The organism is Aurantiacibacter xanthus (assembly GCF_003584015.1).
Classification (GTDB): domain Bacteria; phylum Pseudomonadota; class Alphaproteobacteria; order Sphingomonadales; family Sphingomonadaceae; genus Alteraurantiacibacter; species Alteraurantiacibacter xanthus.
Genome location: NZ_QXFM01000002.1, coordinates 14,485 through 34,641, shown reverse-complemented (window position 1 = coordinate 34,641; position 20,157 = coordinate 14,485). Strand labels below are relative to the sequence as shown.

At 61.4% G+C, this 20,157-nt stretch carries 30 protein-coding genes; 4 read left to right on the top strand and 26 right to left on the bottom strand.

What is annotated here, in order from left to right:
- Positions 1-4: 4 nt before the first annotated feature.
- The 23 genes from rpsE to rpsL form a co-directional block, all read right to left on the bottom strand.
- Positions 5-805, bottom strand: a complete 801-nt coding sequence (rpsE, locus tag D2V17_RS00300) for a 30S ribosomal protein S5 (RefSeq protein WP_119591151.1) — start codon at positions 803-805, stop codon at positions 5-7.
- 2 nt (positions 806-807) lie between these two features.
- Positions 808-1,152 carry a 50S ribosomal protein L18 gene (gene rplR, locus D2V17_RS00295; RefSeq protein WP_119591150.1) on the bottom strand — a complete coding sequence of 115 codons (345 nt, stop codon included), beginning with the start codon at positions 1,150-1,152 and terminating at the stop codon, positions 808-810.
- Position 1,153: 1 nt separating this feature from the next.
- Entirely contained in the window at positions 1,154-1,687 is a 534-nt protein-coding gene (gene rplF, locus D2V17_RS00290) for a 50S ribosomal protein L6 (protein WP_119591149.1), read from the bottom strand.
- Entirely contained in the window at positions 1,687-2,082 is a 396-nt protein-coding gene (rpsH, locus tag D2V17_RS00285) for a 30S ribosomal protein S8 (protein WP_119591148.1), read from the bottom strand. Before rpsH ends, rplF begins: the two co-directional genes overlap by 1 nt.
- Before the next feature lie 12 nt (positions 2,083-2,094).
- On the bottom strand, positions 2,095-2,400 hold the full coding sequence (gene rpsN, locus D2V17_RS00280) for a 30S ribosomal protein S14 (protein ID WP_119591147.1): 306 nt from the start codon (positions 2,398-2,400) through the stop codon (positions 2,095-2,097).
- Positions 2,401-2,441: 41 nt separating this feature from the next.
- Positions 2,442-3,026 (bottom strand): 50S ribosomal protein L5, encoded by a 585-nt coding sequence (gene rplE / locus D2V17_RS00275; protein ID WP_119591146.1) that lies wholly within the window; start codon positions 3,024-3,026, stop codon positions 2,442-2,444.
- Positions 3,019-3,339, bottom strand: a complete 321-nt coding sequence (gene rplX, locus D2V17_RS00270; protein ID WP_119591145.1) for a 50S ribosomal protein L24 — start codon at positions 3,337-3,339, stop codon at positions 3,019-3,021. Before rplX ends, rplE begins: the two co-directional genes overlap by 8 nt.
- Positions 3,339-3,707: a 50S ribosomal protein L14 gene (rplN, locus tag D2V17_RS00265; protein ID WP_119591144.1), complete on the bottom strand. Its 369-nt coding sequence runs from the start codon at positions 3,705-3,707 to the stop codon at positions 3,339-3,341. Before rplN ends, rplX begins: the two co-directional genes overlap by 1 nt.
- Before the next feature lie 122 nt (positions 3,708-3,829).
- On the bottom strand, positions 3,830-4,120 hold the full coding sequence (rpsQ, locus tag D2V17_RS00260; protein ID WP_119591143.1) for a 30S ribosomal protein S17: 291 nt from the start codon (positions 4,118-4,120) through the stop codon (positions 3,830-3,832).
- An 11-nt stretch (positions 4,121-4,131) separates the two neighbouring features.
- Positions 4,132-4,341, bottom strand: coding sequence for a 50S ribosomal protein L29 (gene rpmC / locus D2V17_RS00255; protein ID WP_119591142.1), 210 nt, complete (start codon positions 4,339-4,341; stop codon positions 4,132-4,134).
- Positions 4,341-4,775, bottom strand: a complete 435-nt coding sequence (gene rplP / locus D2V17_RS00250) for a 50S ribosomal protein L16 (protein ID WP_119591141.1) — start codon at positions 4,773-4,775, stop codon at positions 4,341-4,343. Before rplP ends, rpmC begins: the two co-directional genes overlap by 1 nt.
- Positions 4,776-4,786: 11 nt before the next feature.
- A complete protein-coding gene (gene rpsC / locus D2V17_RS00245; RefSeq protein WP_119591140.1) occupies positions 4,787-5,482 on the bottom strand; it encodes a 30S ribosomal protein S3 in 696 nt (231 codons plus the stop codon).
- Between the two features lie 2 nt (positions 5,483-5,484).
- Positions 5,485-5,862: a 50S ribosomal protein L22 gene (gene rplV, locus D2V17_RS00240; RefSeq protein WP_119591139.1), complete on the bottom strand. Its 378-nt coding sequence runs from the start codon at positions 5,860-5,862 to the stop codon at positions 5,485-5,487.
- On the bottom strand, positions 5,862-6,137 hold the full coding sequence (gene rpsS / locus D2V17_RS00235; protein WP_119591138.1) for a 30S ribosomal protein S19: 276 nt from the start codon (positions 6,135-6,137) through the stop codon (positions 5,862-5,864). The genes rplV and rpsS overlap by 1 nt, the downstream gene beginning before the upstream one ends.
- 6 nt (positions 6,138-6,143) lie before the next feature.
- Positions 6,144-6,980, bottom strand: a complete 837-nt coding sequence (gene rplB, locus D2V17_RS00230) for a 50S ribosomal protein L2 (protein WP_119591137.1) — start codon at positions 6,978-6,980, stop codon at positions 6,144-6,146.
- Between the two features lie 4 nt (positions 6,981-6,984).
- Positions 6,985-7,296 (bottom strand): 50S ribosomal protein L23, encoded by a 312-nt coding sequence (locus D2V17_RS00225; RefSeq protein WP_119591136.1) that lies wholly within the window; start codon positions 7,294-7,296, stop codon positions 6,985-6,987.
- Complete coding sequence (gene rplD / locus D2V17_RS00220) at positions 7,289-7,912, bottom strand: 50S ribosomal protein L4 (protein ID WP_119591135.1); 624 nt, start codon at positions 7,910-7,912, stop codon at positions 7,289-7,291. The genes D2V17_RS00225 and rplD overlap by 8 nt, the downstream gene beginning before the upstream one ends.
- A gap of 3 nt (positions 7,913-7,915) precedes the next feature.
- Complete coding sequence (gene rplC / locus D2V17_RS00215; protein WP_119591134.1) at positions 7,916-8,686, bottom strand: 50S ribosomal protein L3; 771 nt, start codon at positions 8,684-8,686, stop codon at positions 7,916-7,918.
- Positions 8,687-8,936: 250 nt separating this feature from the next.
- A complete protein-coding gene (gene rpsJ / locus D2V17_RS00210; RefSeq protein ID WP_010234663.1) occupies positions 8,937-9,248 on the bottom strand; it encodes a 30S ribosomal protein S10 in 312 nt (103 codons plus the stop codon).
- 331 nt (positions 9,249-9,579) lie between these two features.
- Complete coding sequence (tuf, locus tag D2V17_RS00205; RefSeq protein WP_119591133.1) at positions 9,580-10,755, bottom strand: elongation factor Tu; 1,176 nt, start codon at positions 10,753-10,755, stop codon at positions 9,580-9,582.
- 94 nt (positions 10,756-10,849) lie between these two features.
- A complete protein-coding gene (gene fusA / locus D2V17_RS00200; RefSeq protein WP_119591132.1) occupies positions 10,850-12,943 on the bottom strand; it encodes an elongation factor G in 2,094 nt (697 codons plus the stop codon).
- 128 nt (positions 12,944-13,071) lie between these two features.
- On the bottom strand, positions 13,072-13,542 hold the full coding sequence (rpsG, locus tag D2V17_RS00195) for a 30S ribosomal protein S7 (protein ID WP_119591131.1): 471 nt from the start codon (positions 13,540-13,542) through the stop codon (positions 13,072-13,074).
- 139 nt (positions 13,543-13,681) lie between these two features.
- A complete protein-coding gene (gene rpsL, locus D2V17_RS00190) occupies positions 13,682-14,053 on the bottom strand; it encodes a 30S ribosomal protein S12 (RefSeq protein WP_119591130.1) in 372 nt (123 codons plus the stop codon).
- Between the two features lie 966 nt (positions 14,054-15,019).
- On the opposite strand from rpsL, the gene D2V17_RS20870 reads away from it, so the two are divergent.
- Entirely contained in the window at positions 15,020-15,745 is a 726-nt protein-coding gene (locus D2V17_RS20870) for a hypothetical protein (protein WP_147367135.1), read from the top strand.
- A gap of 253 nt (positions 15,746-15,998) precedes the next feature.
- On the opposite strand, the gene D2V17_RS00185 is transcribed toward D2V17_RS20870, so the two are convergent.
- Positions 15,999-16,241 carry a hypothetical protein gene (locus D2V17_RS00185; protein WP_220474040.1) on the bottom strand — a complete coding sequence of 81 codons (243 nt, stop codon included), beginning with the start codon at positions 16,239-16,241 and terminating at the stop codon, positions 15,999-16,001.
- Between the two features lie 132 nt (positions 16,242-16,373).
- On the opposite strand from D2V17_RS00185, the gene D2V17_RS00180 reads away from it, so the two are divergent.
- From D2V17_RS00180 to D2V17_RS00170, 3 genes are all read left to right on the top strand, one after another.
- Complete coding sequence (locus tag D2V17_RS00180; protein ID WP_245978378.1) at positions 16,374-17,051, top strand: hypothetical protein; 678 nt, start codon at positions 16,374-16,376, stop codon at positions 17,049-17,051.
- 228 nt (positions 17,052-17,279) lie between these two features.
- Positions 17,280-18,494 (top strand): hypothetical protein, encoded by a 1,215-nt coding sequence (locus tag D2V17_RS00175; RefSeq protein ID WP_119591129.1) that lies wholly within the window; start codon positions 17,280-17,282, stop codon positions 18,492-18,494.
- 219 nt (positions 18,495-18,713) lie between these two features.
- Entirely contained in the window at positions 18,714-19,202 is a 489-nt protein-coding gene (locus D2V17_RS00170) for a hypothetical protein (RefSeq protein ID WP_119591128.1), read from the top strand.
- On the opposite strand, the gene D2V17_RS20865 is transcribed toward D2V17_RS00170, so the two are convergent.
- Both D2V17_RS20865 and D2V17_RS21110 read right to left on the bottom strand, forming a co-directional pair.
- Positions 19,129-19,533 (bottom strand): hypothetical protein, encoded by a 405-nt coding sequence (locus tag D2V17_RS20865; RefSeq protein ID WP_147367133.1) that lies wholly within the window; start codon positions 19,531-19,533, stop codon positions 19,129-19,131. The genes D2V17_RS00170 and D2V17_RS20865 overlap by 74 nt on opposite strands.
- Positions 19,534-19,613: 80 nt before the next feature.
- Positions 19,614-20,114, bottom strand: a complete 501-nt coding sequence (locus D2V17_RS21110) for a JAB domain-containing protein (protein ID WP_191229000.1) — start codon at positions 20,112-20,114, stop codon at positions 19,614-19,616.
- Positions 20,115-20,157: the final 43 nt, after the last annotated feature.

Below are 20,157 nucleotides of genomic sequence, written 5' to 3'. Positions count from 1 at the left end.
AGACTTACTCCGCGATAGCAGCAGCTTCGGCCTCGGCCTCAGCTTCACTGACCTGACCGCCCCGACCAAGAAGGTCGGCGACCTTCTTGCCACGACGCATCGCAACCGACTTCGGCGAAGACTGGTTGGTGAGCGCGTCGAAGGTGGCGCGGATCATGTTGTAGGGGTTCGAGGTGCCGATCGACTTGGTGACCACGTCGGCCACGCCAAGGCTTTCGAACACGGCGCGCATCGGACCGCCCGCGATGATGCCGGTGCCCGGAGGCGCCGAACGCACGTTGACCTTGCCAGCGCCGAAGTGGCCCTTGCCGTCGTGGTGCAGCGTGCGACCGTCCTTCAGCGGCACGCGAATCATCTTCTTCTTGGCGGCAGCGGTCGCCTTGTTGATGGCTTCCGGCACTTCGCGAGCCTTGCCGTGGCCGAAGCCCACGCGGCCCTTGCCGTCACCCACCACGACCAGCGCGGCGAAACCGAAGCGCTTACCGCCCTTCACCACCTTGGCGACGCGGTTGATGTGGACGAGCTTTTCGATCAGCTCCTCGCCACCATCCTCGTCACCGCCGCGACGGTCGTCACGACCGCGACCACGGCCACGGCCATCGCGGCCGCCGTCACGGCCACCACGGTTGCCGCCACGGTCACCGCCGCGACCGCCACGGCCACCACGAGCACCGCGCTCGTTACCGTCGCTCGCCTGGGCAGCCGACTGGTTGTCGCCAGCTTCGCTCGGAGCGGTGGTCGGCGTCGGGGTCGAGCCGGCGTTGTCTACCACGGGAGTTTCCGCGTTGTTGTTTTCATCAGCCATCATCAGAACTCCAGCCCGCCTTCACGAGCGGCATCGGCCAGCGCCTTGACGCGGCCATGGAACAGGAACCCGCCGCGATCGAACACGACAGTGGTCACGCCGGCCTTCTTGGCGGCGGCGGCAATGTCCTTGCCGACCTGCTCAGCAGCGGCGACATTGGCGCCCGAAACCTTGCCACCGAGCGTGGAGGCTGCGGCCACGGTGCGACCATCGGCATCGTCGATGATCTGGGCGTAGATGTGCTTGCCGGTGCGGTGCACGGACAAACGCGGCTTGCCGCCGGCGCGGGCGCGCAGGGCCGTGCGGACACGGCGACGACGACGTTCGAAAAGGGACAGCTTTGCCATCTTACTTCTTCTTCCCTTCCTTGCGGAAGATATACTCACCGCGATACTTCACACCCTTGCCCTTGTAGGGCTCAGGCTTGCGCCATTCGCGAATTTCGGCAGCGAACTGACCGACCTTCTGCTTGTCGACACCCGAGATCTCGACCGTGGTCTGATCGGGGGTCTTCACCTCAAGGCCTTCCGGCACGGCGAGATCGACGTCATGCGAGAAACCGAGCTGCAGCTTCAGGGTCTTGCCCTGAAGGTTGGCGCGATAACCCACCCCCGAGATTTCCAGAACCTTCTGGAAGCCATCGGTAACGCCCTGAACCAGGTTCGAAATCAGCGTACGCTGCATGCCCCAGTGGCTGCGCGCAGCCTTGGTCTGGTTGGCCGGCTGGACCGAAATCTGCCCGTCCTCGATGGTGTACGAAATGAGGTCCGAAGTGCTCATCGACAGGGTGCCCTTGGGGCCCTTGACGATCAGCGAACCGTTTTCGATCGTGGCAGTCACCCCGCTCGGGATGGCTACCGGCTTTTTGCCGATGCGGCTCATCAGAACACCTCCGCCAGCACTTCGCCGCCGACGTTCTGCACGCGTGCTTCGGCATCCGAGAGCACGCCGCGCGGCGTCGAGACGATGGTGATGCCAAGGCCATTGCGGATGCTCGGAAGTTCCTTCGAACCCGAGTAGACGCGGCGGCCCGGCTTGGAGACACGGGCAACGTGCTTGATCGCAGGTTCGCCCTCGAAATACTTCAGTTCGATACGCAGGGCCTTGTGAGCACCGGTGGTATCTTCGCTGTAGCCACGGATATAGCCTTCGCGCTGGAGAACCTCGAGCACGTTGGCACGCAGCTTCGACGCCGGCGACAGGACGGAGTCCTTCTTCGCCTGCTGGCCGTTGCGGATGCGGGTGAGCATATCACCCAGGGGATCGGTCAATGCCATCTCTCTAGGTCCTTACCAGCTCGACTTGGTCACGCCGGGGATCATGCCCTTGTTGGCAAGATCACGCAGCTCGATACGGCACAGGCCGAACTTGCGGTAGTAGCCGCGCGGGCGGCCGGTGGTGTTGCAGCGATTGCGCACGCGGGTCGGGTTCGCGTTGCGCGGCAGCTCGGCCATCTTGAGGCGGGCCATCAGGCGCTCGGTCTCGTCGAGCGACTCATCGTCGGCAATCGCCTTCAGCGCGGCATACTTCGCGGCATACTTCTGAACGAGCGCCTTGCGCTTCTCGTTCTTGTTGATGGAACTCAGTTTCGCCATTGGACTTAAGCTCTCTCTTTTCTCAGCAATGGGGCAGCGGCTTACGCCGCCGCCTTTTCTTCGTCAGCCGACTGCTCGGCCGGGAACGGGAAACCGAACAGGCGCAGCAGCTCGCGCGCTTCCTCGTCGGTCTTGGCGGTGGTGGTGACGATGATGTCCATGCCACGCACCTTGTCGATCTTGTCGTAGCTGATCTCGGGGAAGATGATCTGCTCCTTGATGCCCATGGCATAGTTGCCATTGCCATCGAACGACTTCGGGTTGAGGCCACGGAAATCTCGGATGCGCGGCATCGCAATCGTCACCAGACGATCGAGGAATTCGTACATCCGGTCACGGCGCAGGTTGACCTTGCAGCCGATCGGCATGCCGTCGCGCAGCTTGAACTGGGCGATCGACTTCTTGGCCTTGGTGATCACGGGCTTCTGGCCGGCGATCAGTTCCATTTCCTCAGCGGCAACCTGAACCTTCTTCTTGTCCTGACTGGCTTCGCCCACGCCCATGTTGAGCGTGATCTTTTCCAGCTTGGGGACTTCCATGTGGTTCTTGTAACCGAACTTCGCGGTCATCGCCTTGGCGATTTCCTCGTTGTACTTGGTCTTCAGACGCGGCGTGTAATCACCCATCGATCGTCTCCCCGGACTTGACGGCGACGCGCACCTTCTTGCCGTCCTTCGTTTCGAAACGGACGCGGGTGGGCTTGCCATCCTTGGGATCGGCAACGGCGACATTCGAGATCGCCATCGGTGCGGCAACACGGTCGATGCCGCCCTGCGGATTGGCCTGGCTCGGCTTGCGGTGACGGGTCATCACGTTGACGCCCTCGACCACGACCTTGCCTTCAGCGGGAATGACCTTGGCGACCGTACCGGTCTGACCCTTGTCCTTGCCCGCGAGCACGACGACCTTGTCGCCCTTCTTGATCTTTGCGGCAGCCATTACAGCACCTCCGGAGCGAGCGAGATGATCTTCATGAAGCCCTTGCCGCGCAGTTCGCGCACCACCGGGCCAAAGATACGGGTGCCGATCGGCTCCTCGTTCTTGTTCACGAGCACCGCAGCATTGCTGTCGAAGCGGATGACGGTGCCGTCGACACGGCGGACATCCTTCTTGGTGCGCACGATCACCGCACGGTGAACGTCACCCTTTTTGACGCGGGCACGCGGCTGCGCTTCCTTGACGGAAACGACGATCACGTCACCGACGCTCGCGGTACGACGCTTCGAGCCACCCAGCACCTTGATGCACTGGACGCGCTTGGCGCCGGAGTTGTCCGCGACGTCGAGATTGGACTGCATCTGGATCATTGATCCGGTTCCTTCTCATTGGCTTGCCGAGACACCCAATACGACTGGGGCCCGGCAGTTCCTAAACGCCTGACCCTTCCCCGCAGGCTTGCGAGGAAGGGAAACTAAATCGGCTTGTCGGCTTAGTTGCCGGCGGCCTCTACATCGAGATCGGCCTCGATCGCAACACCCTTTGATGCGACGATGCGATCTTTCACGGTCCAGGTCTTGGTCTTGGAGATCGGCTTGGTCTCCTCGATGCGGACCTTGTCGCCAACCTTGTACTCGTTGGCTTCGTCGTGAGCGTGGTACTTCTTCGACCGCTTGATGATCTTGCCGTAAAGCGGATGCTTCACGCGGCGTTCGACCAGCACGGTCACGGTCTTGTCGGTCTTGTCGGAGCTGACGGTCCCGATCAGAATACGCTTGGGCATAGTCTGTCTCCTCAGCCCTGCGCCGTCGCGCTCTTGGCGCGCTCGGTCTGCAGGGTCTTGATCTGAGCGATTTCGCGGCGAACTTCCTTGACCCGAGCCGAACGCTCGAGCTGGTTGGTCGCGGCCTGGAACCGCAGGTTAAGCTGCTCGCGCTTCAGCGAGGTCAGCTGTTCACCAAGCTGATCGTCGGTCTTGGTGCGAAGATCTTCCATCTTGGCCATTATTCGCCTCCCAGGTGCGAGGTGTCGCCGAGACGGGCAACGACCTTGGTCTTGATCGGCAGCTTCATAGCGGCACGTTCGAAAGCTTCAGCAGCCAGCGGGCCGGGAACGCCATCGAGTTCGAACAGGATGCGGCCCGGCTTCACGCGAGCGGCCCAGTATTCGATCGAGCCCTTGCCCTTACCCTGACGGACTTCGGCAGGCTTCTTCGACACCGGCACATCGGGGAACACGCGGATCCACAGACGGCCCTGACGGCGAATGTGGCGGGTGATCGCACGACGCGCAGCTTCGATCTGACGCGCGGTGATACGTTCCGGTTCCATCGCCTTGAGGCCATAGGAGCCGAAGTTCAGCGCCGAACCACCCTTGGCCAGGCCATGGATGCGGCCCTTGAAGGCCTTGCGGAACTTGGTTTTTTTCGGTTGCAGCATGATCTTCTACCTCAGCGAGCCGGGCGGACGCCGGACGTCTGCGATTCCATCATCAGGCGGTCGGTCGAGGTCGGATCATGACCCATGATCTCACCCTTGAAGACCCACACCTTGATGCCGATGATGCCATAGGCGGTCAGCGCCTCGGCTTCGGCATAGTCGATGTTGGCACGCAGCGTGTGCAGCGGAACGCGGCCTTCGCGATACTGTTCGACGCGGGCGATTTCGGCGCCGCCGAGACGGCCCGAGCACATGATCTTGATGCCTTCGGCACCCAGACGCATGGCCGACTGCATCGCACGCTTCATCGCACGACGGAACGCGACACGGCGGATCAGCTGATCGGCGATGCCCTGAGCGACGAGCTTGGCATCGACTTCCGGCTTGCGGATCTCGACGATGTTCAGCTTCACATCGCTGGCAGTCATCTTGGCCAGTTCGCCGCGCAGCTTCTCAATGTCTGCGCCCTTCTTGCCGATGATCACGCCGGGACGTGCGGCATAGATCGACACGCGGCACATCTTGGCCGGACGCTCGATCACGACCTTGGAAATCGCGGCCTGGGGCAGCTTTTCCATCACGTACTTGCGGATCTCGATGTCTTCCTTGAGCAGACGCGCATAGTCGCCGCCCTCGGCGTACCAGCGGCTGTCCCAGGTACGGTTGATCTGCAGACGCAGGCCGATCGGATTGCTCTTATGACCCATGATCAGGCCTCCTCTTGTTCGCGCACGACGATCCGCAGCCGGCTGAACGGCTTGAGGATCCGGGTCGACTTGCCGCGGCCACGGGTCGCAAAGCGCTTCATGGTGACCGACTTGCCAACGCTCGCCTCGGCGACGACCAGCGAGTCGACGTCGAGATCGTGGTTGTTCTCGGCATTGGCGATGGCCGAGGCCAGCACCTTCTGCGCGTCGCGGGCCATGGCACGCTTCGAGAAGGTGAGGATGTTCATCGCATCCTCGACCTTGCGGCCACGGATCAGCGCGGCAACGAGGTTCAGCTTCTGGGCCGAACCACGGATCGTGGTGCCGACTGCCAGAGCCTCATTGTCGGCAACGCGGCGCGGGGCTTTCTGCTTGCTCATCAACGCTTACCCTTCTTGTCGGCAGCGTGGCCCGGGAAAGTGCGCGTAGGAGCGAACTCGCCGAGCTTGTGCCCGACCATTTCTTCCGAAACGGACACCGGGATGAACTTGTGGCCATTGTAGACGTTGAACGTCAGGCCGACGAAATCGGGGAGCACAGTGGACCGACGCGACCAGGTCTTGATCGGCTTGGTGTTGCTGGCTTCCTGAGCTTCCTGCGCCTTTTTCAGCAGGTGAAGGTCGACGAACGGACCCTTCCAGACGGAACGTGCCATCTTCGCTTACCTCTTCTTCTTGGCGTGACGCGAACGGATGATCATCTTGTCCGTCTGCTTGTTGTTGCGGGTACGCGCGCCCTTGGTCGGCTTGCCCCACGGCGTAACCGGGTGACGACCGCCCGAGGTCCGACCTTCACCACCACCGTGCGGGTGATCGACCGGGTTCTTGGCGACACCACGGGTCAGCGGACGACGGCCCATGTGACGGACACGCCCGGCCTTGCCGAGGTTCTGGTTCTGGTTGTCGGGGTTCGACACCGAACCGACCGTGCCCATGCAATCGGCGCGCAGGTAACGCTGCTCGCCCGAGTTCAGACGCACGATGACCATGCCGCGGTCGCGACCGACGAGCTGCACATAGGTGCCGGCCGAACGGGCGATCTGACCGCCCTTGCCCGGCTTCATCTCGACGTTGTGGCAGATCGTGCCGACCGGCATCTGACCCAGCAACATGGCGTTGCCCGGCTTGGTGTCGGTCTTCTCATCGGCGATGATCTTGTCGCCGGGAGCGACGCGGTTCGGCGCGATGATGTAGGCCTGCTCGCCATCAGCGTAGGTGATGAGCGCGATGAAAGCGGTACGGTTCGGATCGTATTCGAGCCGTTCCACGGTGCCCTCAACGCCCCACTTGCGACGCTTGAAGTCGATGAAGCGATACTTCTGCTTGTGACCACCGGCGATGCCGCGGCTGGTCACATGGCCCTTGTTGTTGCGGCCACCGGTCTTGCGCTTACCTTCGGTCAGCGCCTTGACGGGCTTGCCCTTGTGCAGGCCGGTCTTGTCGACGAGGACAAGCGCGCGGCGGGCCGGGCTAGTCGGGTTATAGTTCTTCAGTGCCATGGGATCAGCTCACACCTTCGGTGATGTCGATCGGGTCCTGACCCTCAGCGAGAGTCACGATCGCCTTCTTGAAGTCGGTGCGGGTATAGGGCTTGCCCTTCCACCGCTTCGTCTTGCCCTTGCTCACGATCGTGTTGACCGCCTTCACCTTGCGATCGAAGAGAGCCTCGATGGCCTCCTTGATCTGCGGCTTGGTGGCGGTGCCGGCGACCTTGAACACAACCGCGTTGTTCTCCGAGAGAAGCGTGGCCTTCTCGGTGATGTGCGGCGACAGGATAACGTCGTAATGACGCGCGTCGATCTGCGACTTAGCCATTGAAACGCGCCTCCAGCTTGGCGACCGCATCCTTGGTCAGGACAAGTGTGTCGTGGTTGAGAATGTCGTAGACATTGGCGCCCGCAGCCGGGAGCACGTCCACGCCCGGCAGGTTGCCGGCAGCCTTGCGGAAGCCCTCGTTGACGGCTTCACCGTCGATCACGAGCACCTTGCCGTTCCAGCCATTCTTGCCGAAGATGCCGGCGAGAGCCTTGGTCTTGGCGTCCTTCAGCTCAAGGCTGTCGACGACCACGAGGCCGCCGGCTGCCTTGCTCGAAAGCGCCATCTTCAGGCCGAGCGCACGGATCTTCTTGTTGAGCGACTGCTCGAACTCGCGCTTGCGGGCACCGTGGGCCTTGCCGCCGCCGATGAAGATCGGAGCTGCACGGTCGCCGTGACGAGCGGTACCACCACCCTTCTGACGGCCCCACTTCTTGCCGGTGCGGGCCACGTCCGAACGCTCACGCGTCGGGCGGGCGGTGCCGCGGCGGTTCTCAAGCTGCCAGGTGACAACCCGGTGCAGGATGTCGGCACGCGGGGCGACGCCGAAAACGGCCTCGTTCAGCTCCACGTCGCCGGCTGCTGCGCCGTCAATTTTCTGGACCTTCACCTTCACGGATCAGCCCTCCTTGTTCTCGTCCGAAGCGGGTGCTTCGGCGGTGGTGGTGACTTCGACCTCAGCCTCGGGCTGCGCGACATCCTTGGGAGCCGAACGGTCGATCACGGCGCCGGGGAACGGCAGGCCCTCGGGCGCTGCAACCTTCACGGCATCCTTGACCATCAGCCACGAATTCTTCGAACCGGGCACCGAGCCCTTCACGAAGATCAGGCCACGCTCGGCGTCGGTGCGAACCACTTCAAGGTTCTGCTGGGTGCGCTGACGGTCGCCCATGTGGCCGGCCATCTTCTTGCCCTTGAACACCTTGCCGGGATCCTGGCGGTTACCGGTCGAACCGTGCGAACGGTGCGAGATCGACACGCCGTGGGTGGCGCGCAGACCACCGAAGCCCCAGCGCTTCATGGCGCCGGCAAAGCCCTTACCAACGGTGTGGCCGGTGACGTCGACCATCTGGCCGATGACGAAATGTTCAGCGGAGATAAGCGAGCCAACCGGAAGCAGGCCCTCTTCATTCTCGACGCGGAACTCGGCGACCTTCTGCTTCAGACCGACTTCGGCCTTCGCAAAAGCTTCGCGCTGCGGTTTGTTGACGTTCTTCTGCTTGGCCTGACCCGAGCCGACCTGAACAGAGAAATAGCCGTCGCGATCGGCTGTGCGGTGGGCGGTCACCTGACACTCTTCCAGCGAGAGAACGGTGACCGGCACGTGCCGACCGTCCTCCTGGAAGAGGCGGGTCATCCCGACTTTCTTCGCGATCACGCCAGTGCGCATGATCCTAACTCCTTACAGAGGCACAAGGGGACCATCCCCAGGTGCGTGCCCAGCCCTGTTGTAAGAAGCGAGCCCCGTCCGGGCTGAAGCGCCCTCCCCCGAAAGGAAGGACTAAGACGGGGGACGCTAGCCCGGAAGTAAACCCCTCCGGCGGTATCCCTTGTGTCCCGGCGGCGTTTTGCCGGGCTCTGTCTTCACGGTCCCTTGCCGGAACCGGAGCACCCGGCCAGCGGCCGGGTGCGTTACTGGCTTAGGCCAGCTTGATCTCAACGTTCACGCCAGCGGCGAGGTCCAGCTTCATCAGCGCGTCGACCGTCTGGGCGTTCGGCTGCACGATGTCGAGCAGACGCTTGTAGGTGCGCACCTCGAACTGCTCGCGCGACTTCTTGTCGATGTGCGGACCGCGGTTCACGGTGAACTTCTCGATGCGCGTCGGGAGAGGAATCGGACCCCGGATCAGCGCGCCGGTGCGGCGTGCGGTATCAGCGATTTCGCCAGTCGCCTGATCAAGCACACGGTGATCAAAGGCCTTGAGACGAATGCGGATGTTCTGAGCGTCCATAATTCCAACTACCGATGCGAAAGAGCCAAGGAAGCGCCCGATCTTGCGAAGGGGATACTTCCCACCAAAAACAAAAGCCCACCCCGCTTTCCGGTCAAACCGGACAGGGCGGCCTCTGCATTAATTCGTTGCGAGGGAGACGAATCTCTCTCTGTGGCCGCGCCTATACGGGGCTTACCCCGCACTGACAACCCGAAAATCGGGCAATCGCCCCCTTCCCTTTCACTTTTGCGACAGGACGAGGAAAATTCAGCTCACATAAAAAGAGGCCCGGCTCACAGACGTGAACCGGGCCGCTCTTTAACCTGGCGCCCCGAAGGGCGCAGCAGGCTTACTTGGTGATCTTCGCGACCACGCCCGAGCCGACGGTGCGGCCGCCTTCGCGGATAGCGAAGCGCAGACCTTCGTCCATGGCGATCGGGGCGATCAGCTTCACGCCGATCGACACGTTGTCGCCGGGCATGACCATCTCGGTGCCTTCCGGCAGAACCACTTCACCGGTCACGTCGGTGGTGCGGAAGTAGAACTGCGGACGGTAATTGGCGAAGAACGGGGTGTGACGGCCGCCTTCGTCCTTCGACAGCACATAGACCTCGGCTTCGAAGTCGGTGTGCGGAGTGACCGAGCCGGGCTTGGCCAGAACCTGGCCACGCTCCACGTCGTCACGGCCGATGCCGCGGATCAGGGCGCCGATGTTGTCGCCGGCTTCACCACGGTCGAGCAGCTTGCGGAACATTTCCACGCCGGTCACGGTGGTCTTCTGGGTGTCGCGGATGCCAACGATTTCGACTTCGTCGCCGACGTTCACGATGCCCGATTCAACACGACCGGTCACCACGGTGCCGCGACCCGAGATCGAGAACACGTCTTCGATCGGCATCAGGAAGTTCTTGTCCACCGGACGCTCGGGCTGCGGAATGTAGCTGTCGACAGCGTCCATCAGAGCCTTGATCGAGTTCTCGCCGATTTCCGGATCGCGACCCTCGAGAGCGGCCAGAGCCGAACCCTTGATGATCGGAATGTTGTCGCCGTCGAAGTCGTACGACGAAAGCAGCTCGCGCACTTCCATTTCGACCAGCTCGAGGATTTCCTCGTCGTCGACCTGATCGACCTTGTTCAGGTACACAACCAGCTGCGGCACACCGACCTGACGGGCGAGCAGGATGTGCTCACGGGTCTGCGGCATCGGGCCGTCAGCAGCGTTCACCACCAGGATCGCGCCGTCCATCTGGGCGGCACCGGTGATCATGTTCTTCACGTAGTCAGCGTGGCCCGGGCAGTCGACGTGCGCGTAGTGACGGGCGTCGGTCTCGTATTCCACGTGGGCGGTCGAGATGGTGATGCCGCGCTCGCGCTCTTCGGGAGCCTTGTCGATGTTGGCGAAATCAACAGCTGCGCCCTGCACCTTGGTGATTGCAGCGGTCAGCGTGGTCTTGCCATGGTCGACGTGACCGATGGTGCCGATGTTGCAGTGCGGCTTGTTCCGCTCGAATTTTGCCTTTGCCATTTTTCCAATAACCTTCTTGTTCGAATCTGATTTGCTTCAAGATCAGGCGGGCACCTGCTGAATCAGGCGCCCGCCACTAGACGTTGAACCTGCCTTAGGCAAGCTTCTCCTTGACTTCGGCCGCGACGTTCGCCGGGACCTCGTCGTAGTGCGAGAACTGCATCGAGTACTGAGCACGGCCCTGGGTGAACGAGCGCAGTTCATTGACGTAGCCGAACATGTTCGCGAGCGGCACGTGAGCCTCGACCGACTGCGCGTTGCCGCGGCTGTCGGTGCCCTGGATCTGCCCGCGACGCGAGTTCAGATCGCCGATCACGTCGCCGAGATAGTCATCAGGGGTGACGACTTCCACCTTCATGATCGGCTCGAGCAGCTTGATGCCGGCCTTCTCGGCGACTTCGCGCATGGCGCCACGGCCGCAGATTTCGAACGCGATCGCGCTCGAGTCGACGTCGTGGTAGGCGCCGTCGGTCAGGGTGATCGTGAAGTCGATGATCGGGAAGCCGATCAGATGACCGCTGTCAGCCTGCTCGCGCATGCCCTTTTCGATCGCGGGGATATATTCCTTCGGAATGTTACCGCCCTTGACCTCGTCGTTGAAGATCACGCCCTGGCCGCGTTCACCCGGCTCGACCGTCACCTTGGCACGGCCGAACTGGCCCGAACCGCCCGACTGCTTCTTGTGGGTGTAGTCCACGTCGACCTTGCGAGCCAGCGACTCGCGGTAGGCCACCTGCGGCGCACCGACGTTGGCTTCGACCTTGAACTCGCGCTTCATGCGATCGACGAGAATGTCGAGGTGAAGCTCGCCCATGCCCTTGATGATGGTCTGGCCCGATTCGTGGTCGGTGCTGACGCGGAACGAGGGATCCTCGGCGGCCAGACGATTGAGCGCGACGCCCATCTTTTCCTGGTCGGCCTTGGTCTTCGGCTCCACCGACAGCTCGATCACCGGCTCGGGGAATTCCATCCGCTCGAGAATGATCGGCTTGGCCGGATCGCACAGGGTGTCGCCCGTGGTGGTCTCCTTGAGGCCCGCGATGGCGACGATGTCGCCGGCGAATGCTTCTTCGATGTCCTCGCGGTTGTTGGAGTGCATCAGCAGCATGCGGCCGATCTTTTCCTTCTTGTCCTTCACCGAGTTCAGGACCGAACCCTTGGACAGGTGACCCGAGTAGATGCGGGTGAAGGTGAGCGAACCGACGAACGGATCGTTCATGATCTTGAAGGCCAGCGCGGCGAACGGCGCATCGTCCGACGACGGACGGCTGTCCTCGGTCTCGCCATCGAGCAGGACGCCCTTAATGGCGGGCACGTCGAGCGGCGACGGCATGTAGTCCACGACGGCGTCGAGCAGCGGCTGAACGCCCTTGTTCTTGAACGCCGAACCACACAGCACGGGCACGAAGGCCTGGTCCATGGTGCCCTTGCGGATGAGGCGCTTGAGGGTCGCGGCGTCGGGCTCGTTGCCTTCGAGGTAGGCTTCCATCACCTCGTCGTCCTGCTCAACAGCAGTCTCGATCAGCTTCTCGCGGTATTCAGCAGCCTTGTCAGCCAGGTCCGCCGGAATATCGACATAGTTGAAGCTGGCACCAAGACCATCGTCTTCCCAGATAATACCGCGGTTGTTGACGAGATCGACAACGCCCTTCAGATCGCTCTCAGCGCCGATCGGCAAGTAAAGAACCAGCGGAGTGGCACCGAGGCGCTCAACAATACTCTTTACGCAATAGTAAAAGTCAGCGCCGGTGCGATCCAACTTATTCACGAAGCACATCCGCGGCACGCGATACTTGTCAGCCTGACGCCAAACGGTTTCCGACTGCGGTTCAACGCCGGCAACGCCGTCGAATACTGCAACCGCGCCGTCGAGGACGCGCAGCGAACGCTCGACTTCAATCGTGAAGTCGACGTGGCCGGGGGTGTCGATGATGTTGATGCGGTGCTTCGGGCCCTTGCCGTCTTCCGCCGACCAGAAGGTGGTGGTGGCAGCCGAGGTGATCGTGATCCCGCGTTCCTGCTCCTGCTCCATCCAGTCCATGGTGGCGGTACCCTCGTGGGTTTCGCCGATCTTGTAGGACTTGCCGGTGTAGTACAGGATCCGCTCGGTCGTCGTGGTCTTCCCGGCGTCGATGTGCGCCATGATCCCGATGTTGCGATAGCGTTCCAGCGGATATTCGCGGGCCATAGAAAATTCCTTGAGCGTTGGGGGACTTCAGACGTCCGAAGCGCGCCCCATATGGCTATTAATGTGTCAGCTTGAAGACCTGACGGCCCGCCATCCCCACACAGGTGACGGCGAGCCGGATCAGCATCTTACCAGCGATAGTGCGAGAAGGCACGGTTGGCATCGGCCATACGGTGCGTGTCTTCGCGCTTCTTGACCGCGTTACCGCGGTTGTTGGCGGCGTCCATCAGCTCGCCCGAGAGGCGGGCCGACATCGTGGTTTCGGCACGACCGCGCGCGGCCGAGATCAGCCAGCGGATCGCAAGCGCCTGGGCACGCTCGGGGCGAACCTCGACCGGCACCTGATAGGTAGCACCACCGACGCGGCGCGAACGCACCTCGACCTGCGGCTTCACGTTCTCGAGCGCATCGTGGAACAGCTGCACCGGATCGCTCTTGGCGCGGGCCTCGACGGTGTCGAGCGCGGAGTAGACGATGCCTTCGGCAACGGCCTTCTTGCCGTCAAGCATGAGGTTGTTCATGAACTTCGACAGAACCTGATCACCGAACTTCGGATCAGGCAGGATTTCCCGCTTCTCGGGACGACGACGACGTGACATATTTCCTAACTCCTTCGGAGTGGCCGCTCACATCCGTGAGCGTCCTGCGGCGCCGGCCCACTCCCCCTCCCGGCCACCCAGAGCATACCCGCGTAGGGTAGCCGGGAGGGGGAGCGGCCCGCCGCCGCGACTGAACCTGTTACTTGGGCCGCTTGGCGCCGTACTTCGAACGGCTCTGCTTGCGGTCCTTCACGCCCTGCGTATCGAGAACGCCGCGCAGCACGTGGTAGCGCACACCGGGAAGGTCGCGCACACGGCCGCCGCGGATCAGCACCACCGAGTGCTCCTGCAGGTTGTGGCCTTCGCCCGGAATGTAGGCGATGATCTCGCGCTTGTTGGTGAGACGGATCTTGGCCACCTTGCGCAGAGCCGAGTTCGGCTTCTTCGGAGTGGTGGTGTAAACGCGGGTGCAAACGCCGCGCTTCTGCGGGTTCGAATCCATCGCCGCCGACTTCGACTTCTTGACGATGGGATGGCGGCCCTTGCGGACCAGCTGGTTGATCGTAGGCATTGATATCCTTCGTGCGGGTTGCGGGACTTGGCCCCTTCCCACCCCGCTCATCCTGAGCGGACATGGAAAAAGACCCGGACCCTAATTGGTCACCGGGTTGAAACAGCGTTCCGGGTGGAATGTATCGGGATCGTGCGAGAAACGACTGCTCATGCTGAGCTTGTCGAAGCATAGGCAACACCGTCGCCCAACTCGCGCGAGCCTGAAACGCTCCACCCGGAGTGCTGGCACAGCCAGATAACCGGGTTACTTTGCCGACTGCCCCTTTGCCTTGGCGCGGGGACGGGGCCGACAATGTTCAGCTCTATGATTGCAAAGCCGACCTTGCGGACGGACCTGCGAAGGGCGGGCCATTAGCGGGGTGTGGGGCGCGGGTCAAGGGGAGATCAGTTGCCCCGACGACTATCAAGGTATGCTTTCAACTCTCGCTGCATCGCCTCATGTTTACCGCTTCCGATCAAGACACTCCAACTCCCCAGCTCGTGACACTCCGGCAATCGACGTCGCAGCCGAGCGCGAAAGCCCTTGCCGTTTCTTAATCCGGCATTTCTCGCCATTTCCTCGGCATTTGTAAGCTGCATGAGCATAGCCCCGGAGTTTACATTATTCACTTTACGATCAAGTCAAGCGAAAGACCACTCACTCAGGCTTCCGCTCAACCATTTCCATCACATGCGACAGCCTAGACTAATAGAAAGAAGGTCGCCCCGGCCATCGCCACACCCAGAACAGCAAGAGAATTATGGCCGAAACGATGCGCCTCGTATGTGGACCAACAAATAAATATAATCTATCCGATATGACAGTAAGACCCAACCCACTTTCCCCCTCTAAAGAAGCAACCCCTCCACAGCAAGAGATAGGAACGCAGAAGCACTTTAAATTTATGGATTAACAAAAATTAATAATAAAACCGCTAGTTTATTAAAGATTTAATATATCGGTGCTGAAAAATATGAGGTGAATATGAATAAAATGAAATTATTATTCAGAATTTTTTCAGGGTGCCCAACCGGGGTTAACGCTATAGCAATTATTTCTTTTCTATTTATAATTATAAAATCTTTGATATTTGATAATTATCGAGAGGTTTTCTTCGGCGCTCAAAAAATTGGATTCTTAATAGAGGCTTGCCTGATATCAATCTTAGCCAGCTATATCTTTTATATAATAGTTGTTAGAATTCCATTCTTTACTGAGAGGGCATCAATTCACCCTTCTGTTTCAAGACATGCACATTTGTTTTTAAGCAGATCAAAATCATTCTCTGAGGGTATTGACAAGGTGTACAGTACAAATCTCTGGGGCGAAAAAAATAACCCCGGAAATGTTGGCACAATCCTTTCTAAAATTCGTTTAGACGAGAGCAATGCGCCGGCTGCGTCAATGAGTTCTGGTCAGAATCTAAATTGGTATCAGTATATTCTTTCGGGTTTTAAAGAGTCCGACAAATCTGCTGAAATAATATTTCGCTACGGAGCTCTAATAGATACTGAAATGGCAAACAAAATAACTATTATACAATCCTCAACGTTTAGATCAATGTTCACTCAGTTTTCGCAAATTAGGAATAATCCACTTGCACCTAAAGAAGTGACAATGATAAATTTCGCAAAGCCATTGTCAGAATACTTAAATCTTATTGAAGATTTTGAAATTTACCTTTCTAAATATAATGCGCGCTACCAATAATCAAAACAAACCCCTTGCCTTATGCGAGCGTATTCAACACTTCGCCCACAACTTCCAGTAGCAGAATCACGCTTTGCTACACGCCCCCAAATCTGCTCCACACTCGCAGATGACCGACTCACGCAAAAAGCCCGCGCGCCCGCAGCCGCTCACCCCTGGCACCCCCCGCGCCCAACGGCCACCAGCGCGCCACTGCGCGTCAGGCAACCAGCTATATTTGCCGGCGGCATTTCGCGCCAGCCCGCGCATCCAGCTAGCGCTTTGCCCCATAGAAAACAGCCAGCCCCGCCACCGTCAGCGGCGCCCAGAAATGGAGCAAGCCGATCTCGCTCACCACATCGAACCGCTCCCGGCAGCCGGTCGTGTTCATTGCGCAACCCAGTGGCACGAAATAGAAAAACCAAACAAACGTGGCGATGGCGAGCAGGATGCCGAACAGTAACGAAAGCGTCTTCATCTCGCCTAGGTTCACCGAAAATTCGCGATAGTCCAGCACTTGTCGCCGCAGCGCAACTGGCCATTGCCCGCCATCAAGGCGAGGCTGGGTGAACCTCACGATCCTTGCGTGACTGACCGCCCCATAAATTCCCCTTTCCTACAACCAGACGAATCTGCTCCACACTGGCAGATGTCCGACTCACCCAAAAAGCCCGCTCGCCCGCAGCCGCTCACCCCTGACGCTCCCGCGCCCAATGGCCACCAGCGCGCGACCGCGCGGCAGGGCACCAGCTATATGACCGCCCCCGGCCCGCTCCCCGCCGCGGACGATCCGCTGCTCGACTTTGCGCCATATCTCCACAAGCGGCCGCGCCGGAACTCGATCACGCCCGACAAGCAGCGCGACTTCATCGCCATGCTCGCCGCCACCGGGATCGTCGCCCGCGCGGCCATGCACATCGGGGTCTCGCTCGAGGCGCTGTACAAGCTGCGCCAGCAACCCGGTGCCGAGGGCTTTGCCGCCGCGTGGGAAGCCGCGGTCGATCGCGGGGTCGACCGGATCGAGGCCGCCGCCATGGACCGCGCGATCAAGGGCGTGCCCTACGAACATGTGCTCGCCAATGGCGACATCGTCGTCCACGGCGCGAAGCATAACGAGAACCTCGTGATGTTCTTCCTGAAGAACCGGCGTCCGGAGAAATACTCGCAGCACCTGCGCCCCGGCAACGCGGTCTACGAACGCATCCGCGCCGAGGTGCTGACCGACCTCATGCAGCAGGCCGAGCGCAACCGCGGCGCGCTGGTCGACCTGATCAGCGCCGAGGTCGATGCGCTGCGCGCCAGAGAGGGGCAAGAGCGCGAGGCGTAGGCCCCCTCTCACCTCCGACCTGAGCGGGATGACATAGCATTGCCCCACAAAGCCCTTCCCCTGTGGGGAAGGGTTGGGATGGGGGTCCAGCGTCGAGCCCCCACCCCCAGCCCCTCCCCACCGGGAGGGGAGCAAGGCGCGACCCAAACAGAGATTGCCGCGACAGACAAACTCCACTAGCATTGGACAAAATCAATTTGTCCGCATCTGTCTGGGGAGAGACAACCGATGATCAGCCGCCTTGCCGCCGCTTTGTGCGCCGTGTCCGCCGCCGCGCTTGCCGTTCCCGCCGCGGCGCAGGAGCGTCCCGCCGACCTCACCGAGCTGCCCCCCGTCCCCACCGACTACGAACCCGCGAAGACCTCGTGGGGCGACTACGATTTCACCGGCACCTGGCCGATTGAGAATATCAACACCGGGCATATCCTGTTCCAGCGCCCCGCCGCCTATGGGGACCGCCAGTGGGTCAACGACGAGGAGTTCGAACGCCGCCTCGCCGCCGCGCGCGGGAACGACGGCAACTTCGCCGAGGCGACCGAGACTGGCATCGGCACTGCGGGGACCGAGGGGCTGGAGGCGTGGTTCCGCGCGACCAGCTTCGGCAAGCGCACCGCGATGCTGGTCAGCCCCGCCGATGGCCAGCTCCCCGCCCTCACCCCGCAGGCGACGGAGCTGTTCAAGGAGGGCCGCTCGGGCTGGGTGCCGGGACAGGGCTATGACTGGGTGAGCGACTTCGACAGCTGGGATCGCTGCGTTTCGCGCGGGTTTCCGGCCTCGATGTACCCGTTCCGCTACAACAACGGCATCCGCATCTTCCAGAGCCCCGGCGTGATGACCATCGTGCTGGAGATGCTCGGCACGCGAGTTGTGAAGATCTACGACAGCAAGGAAGCGGCGCAGGCAGCGAAGTGGGACAAGCCGGTCGAGGCATGGATGGGCAATTCGCGCGGTTGGTGGGAAGGCAAGACGCTGGTGATCGAGACCACCAACATCGTCTCGGGCGACAGCGCCACACGCGACAGCTACGCCCGCTCGGCCAGCCCGCTTAACATGGCGACGCAGTTCACCGGCACCACCACCGTGCCCGCCTTCAACACCGTGCCGATGAGCGATCAGGCGATGACGGTAGAGCGGCTGACCATGGTCGGGCCGGACGAGATCGTCCACGAACTCACCTATTCCGACCCCGAGGTCTATACCCGGCCCTGGACCACCCGCCTCTCGTGGAGCCGGGACGACGACTACCAGTTCTTCGAGTATGCCTGCCACGAGGGCAACTACATGCCGCGCGATTACATCAGCGCGAGCCGCGCGCAGCAGGCCCGCATCGCGGCGGGCGAGGAAGCGGCCGTCACCGCCGAAAACGACGACCGCAGCCGCTTCGCCCAGCCCTTTGATCACGACCCCGGCACCGGCCCGCGCCCGGAGCGACAAGGGCGGTAAGAACGAGCCATAACCCCCTCCTTCTATTGTTATTTCCCTTGCAACCCCAGGCGGTTCACCTTAGCGGAACATCGGTCAGACCAACAAAAGTCATATTGACGTTGGTGTCGCGAGATTGGCGGAATCGTTTTGTGGGGCCCTGGAGCCCGTGGACGGAGTTGGCGCGCGGCGTGTCCTTTGCGACCGCCGGGCGACAGTTGGAACCAAGGGGTGCGGCGAATGAAAGGCTGCGATGTCGAGGATCTGGAACCTTTGCTGCCGGAGATCTGGATCTCCCGCGTCGAAAGGATCGCAGGCTCGTTAAGGCATGATCGGCTGGACCTGCTCAATCTGGCGCGGCTGCTGCGGCTGGCCTGCCACATCTGCCTGCTGGCGCCCAGGTCGCTGCAAATCGAAGGCCTGAACCGCAACCGCGCGGCCTGTCTTGAAGCGCTGCTCGAAGCGGAGCAACTCGATGGCGCTGCCGCGCTGCTGCTCAGTTCCGAGCCCGAGCTGGAAATCCAGCAAAGCGACAAGGGCACCAAGGCCAGCGTGCGTCTGTTCCGGGGCGGCGCAATGGGCAAGGCTCTCGGCTCGACCATGCCGCAGGCGCTGCTCGCCGCGATCCTTGACTGCCTGATGATCGAGCACGAGCTCAATCAGGCGATACGGACCTATCCCTTGAGCGACGATAGTCTGCGTAGATCGCAATCCGGATCGCGTCCGTAGTCGATCCTGCATCGAGTTCGGCAAACAAGGCGGCCAGCGCTTCGTCGAGCTGAGCCGGTGCAAAGCCCGTTGTCGCCAGCATGTCCCGCGCGCCGTAGCCATCCAGCAGCAGGTCAAGCAATACCCCCGAAGGCGGACTGAGCCGGGCTACCCTGCGCAAGGCATCTTCGGTCAAATGGTCCAGATCGCGCGTCTGCGCCTGTGCGTTGCGCGCGAATCCCCAGGCTTCTCCCTTGGCGTCGTTATCCGGCATAACCCCACCCTCACCCCGGCCGCGCGCAAGTGTGGCGGCCGACTGCAGCTTATTTGCATGATCGTCAGTGGCAGACATGGTTCAATACCTGAATTATCTACGGGCACACCTATACCTTTCGGAGATCCGAAAGATAAGCCTTTGCTACCATACGTTTTTTAGTAGGGTAAGAGGGAATTGCGGCGCATCGAATAGGCCTGCCCGGCCCCGACGATCAGATGATCGACCAGCACCAGCTCAAGCTCTCGCGCCACGTATTCAAAGCGGGCCGTGGCGAGCCGGTCTTCCTTGCTGGGCGCGGCCACACCCGAGGGATGGTTGTGGGCAAGGATGAGTTTGTGCGCATCGAGCTCGAACGCACGCCGCACAATAGTGCGCATCCGCAAGGACAGGCCCGAGCGGCTTCCGGCAGCGATCTCCTCGTCGCGGATATAGTGATCGCTTGCGGTGAGGAAGATGGCGTGGAGCCGCTCTTCGTAAGGGTTCTGGAGCAGGCCGAGCAGATACTGCGCAAGGCGCGGATCGGCCGCATCGACCGCCTGCCCGCTGATTGCTTCGCGCCATCCCGCCGAAACGAGCGTGCGCGCGGCAAGCAGGGCCTCGGCCACCGCGCCGTTGCCCTCCAGCGCCTGACAGAGCGCCTCGCGGCTTGCGGTCATAATTGCCGAAATCGAGCCGAACCGCAGCAGCAGATCGCTCGCG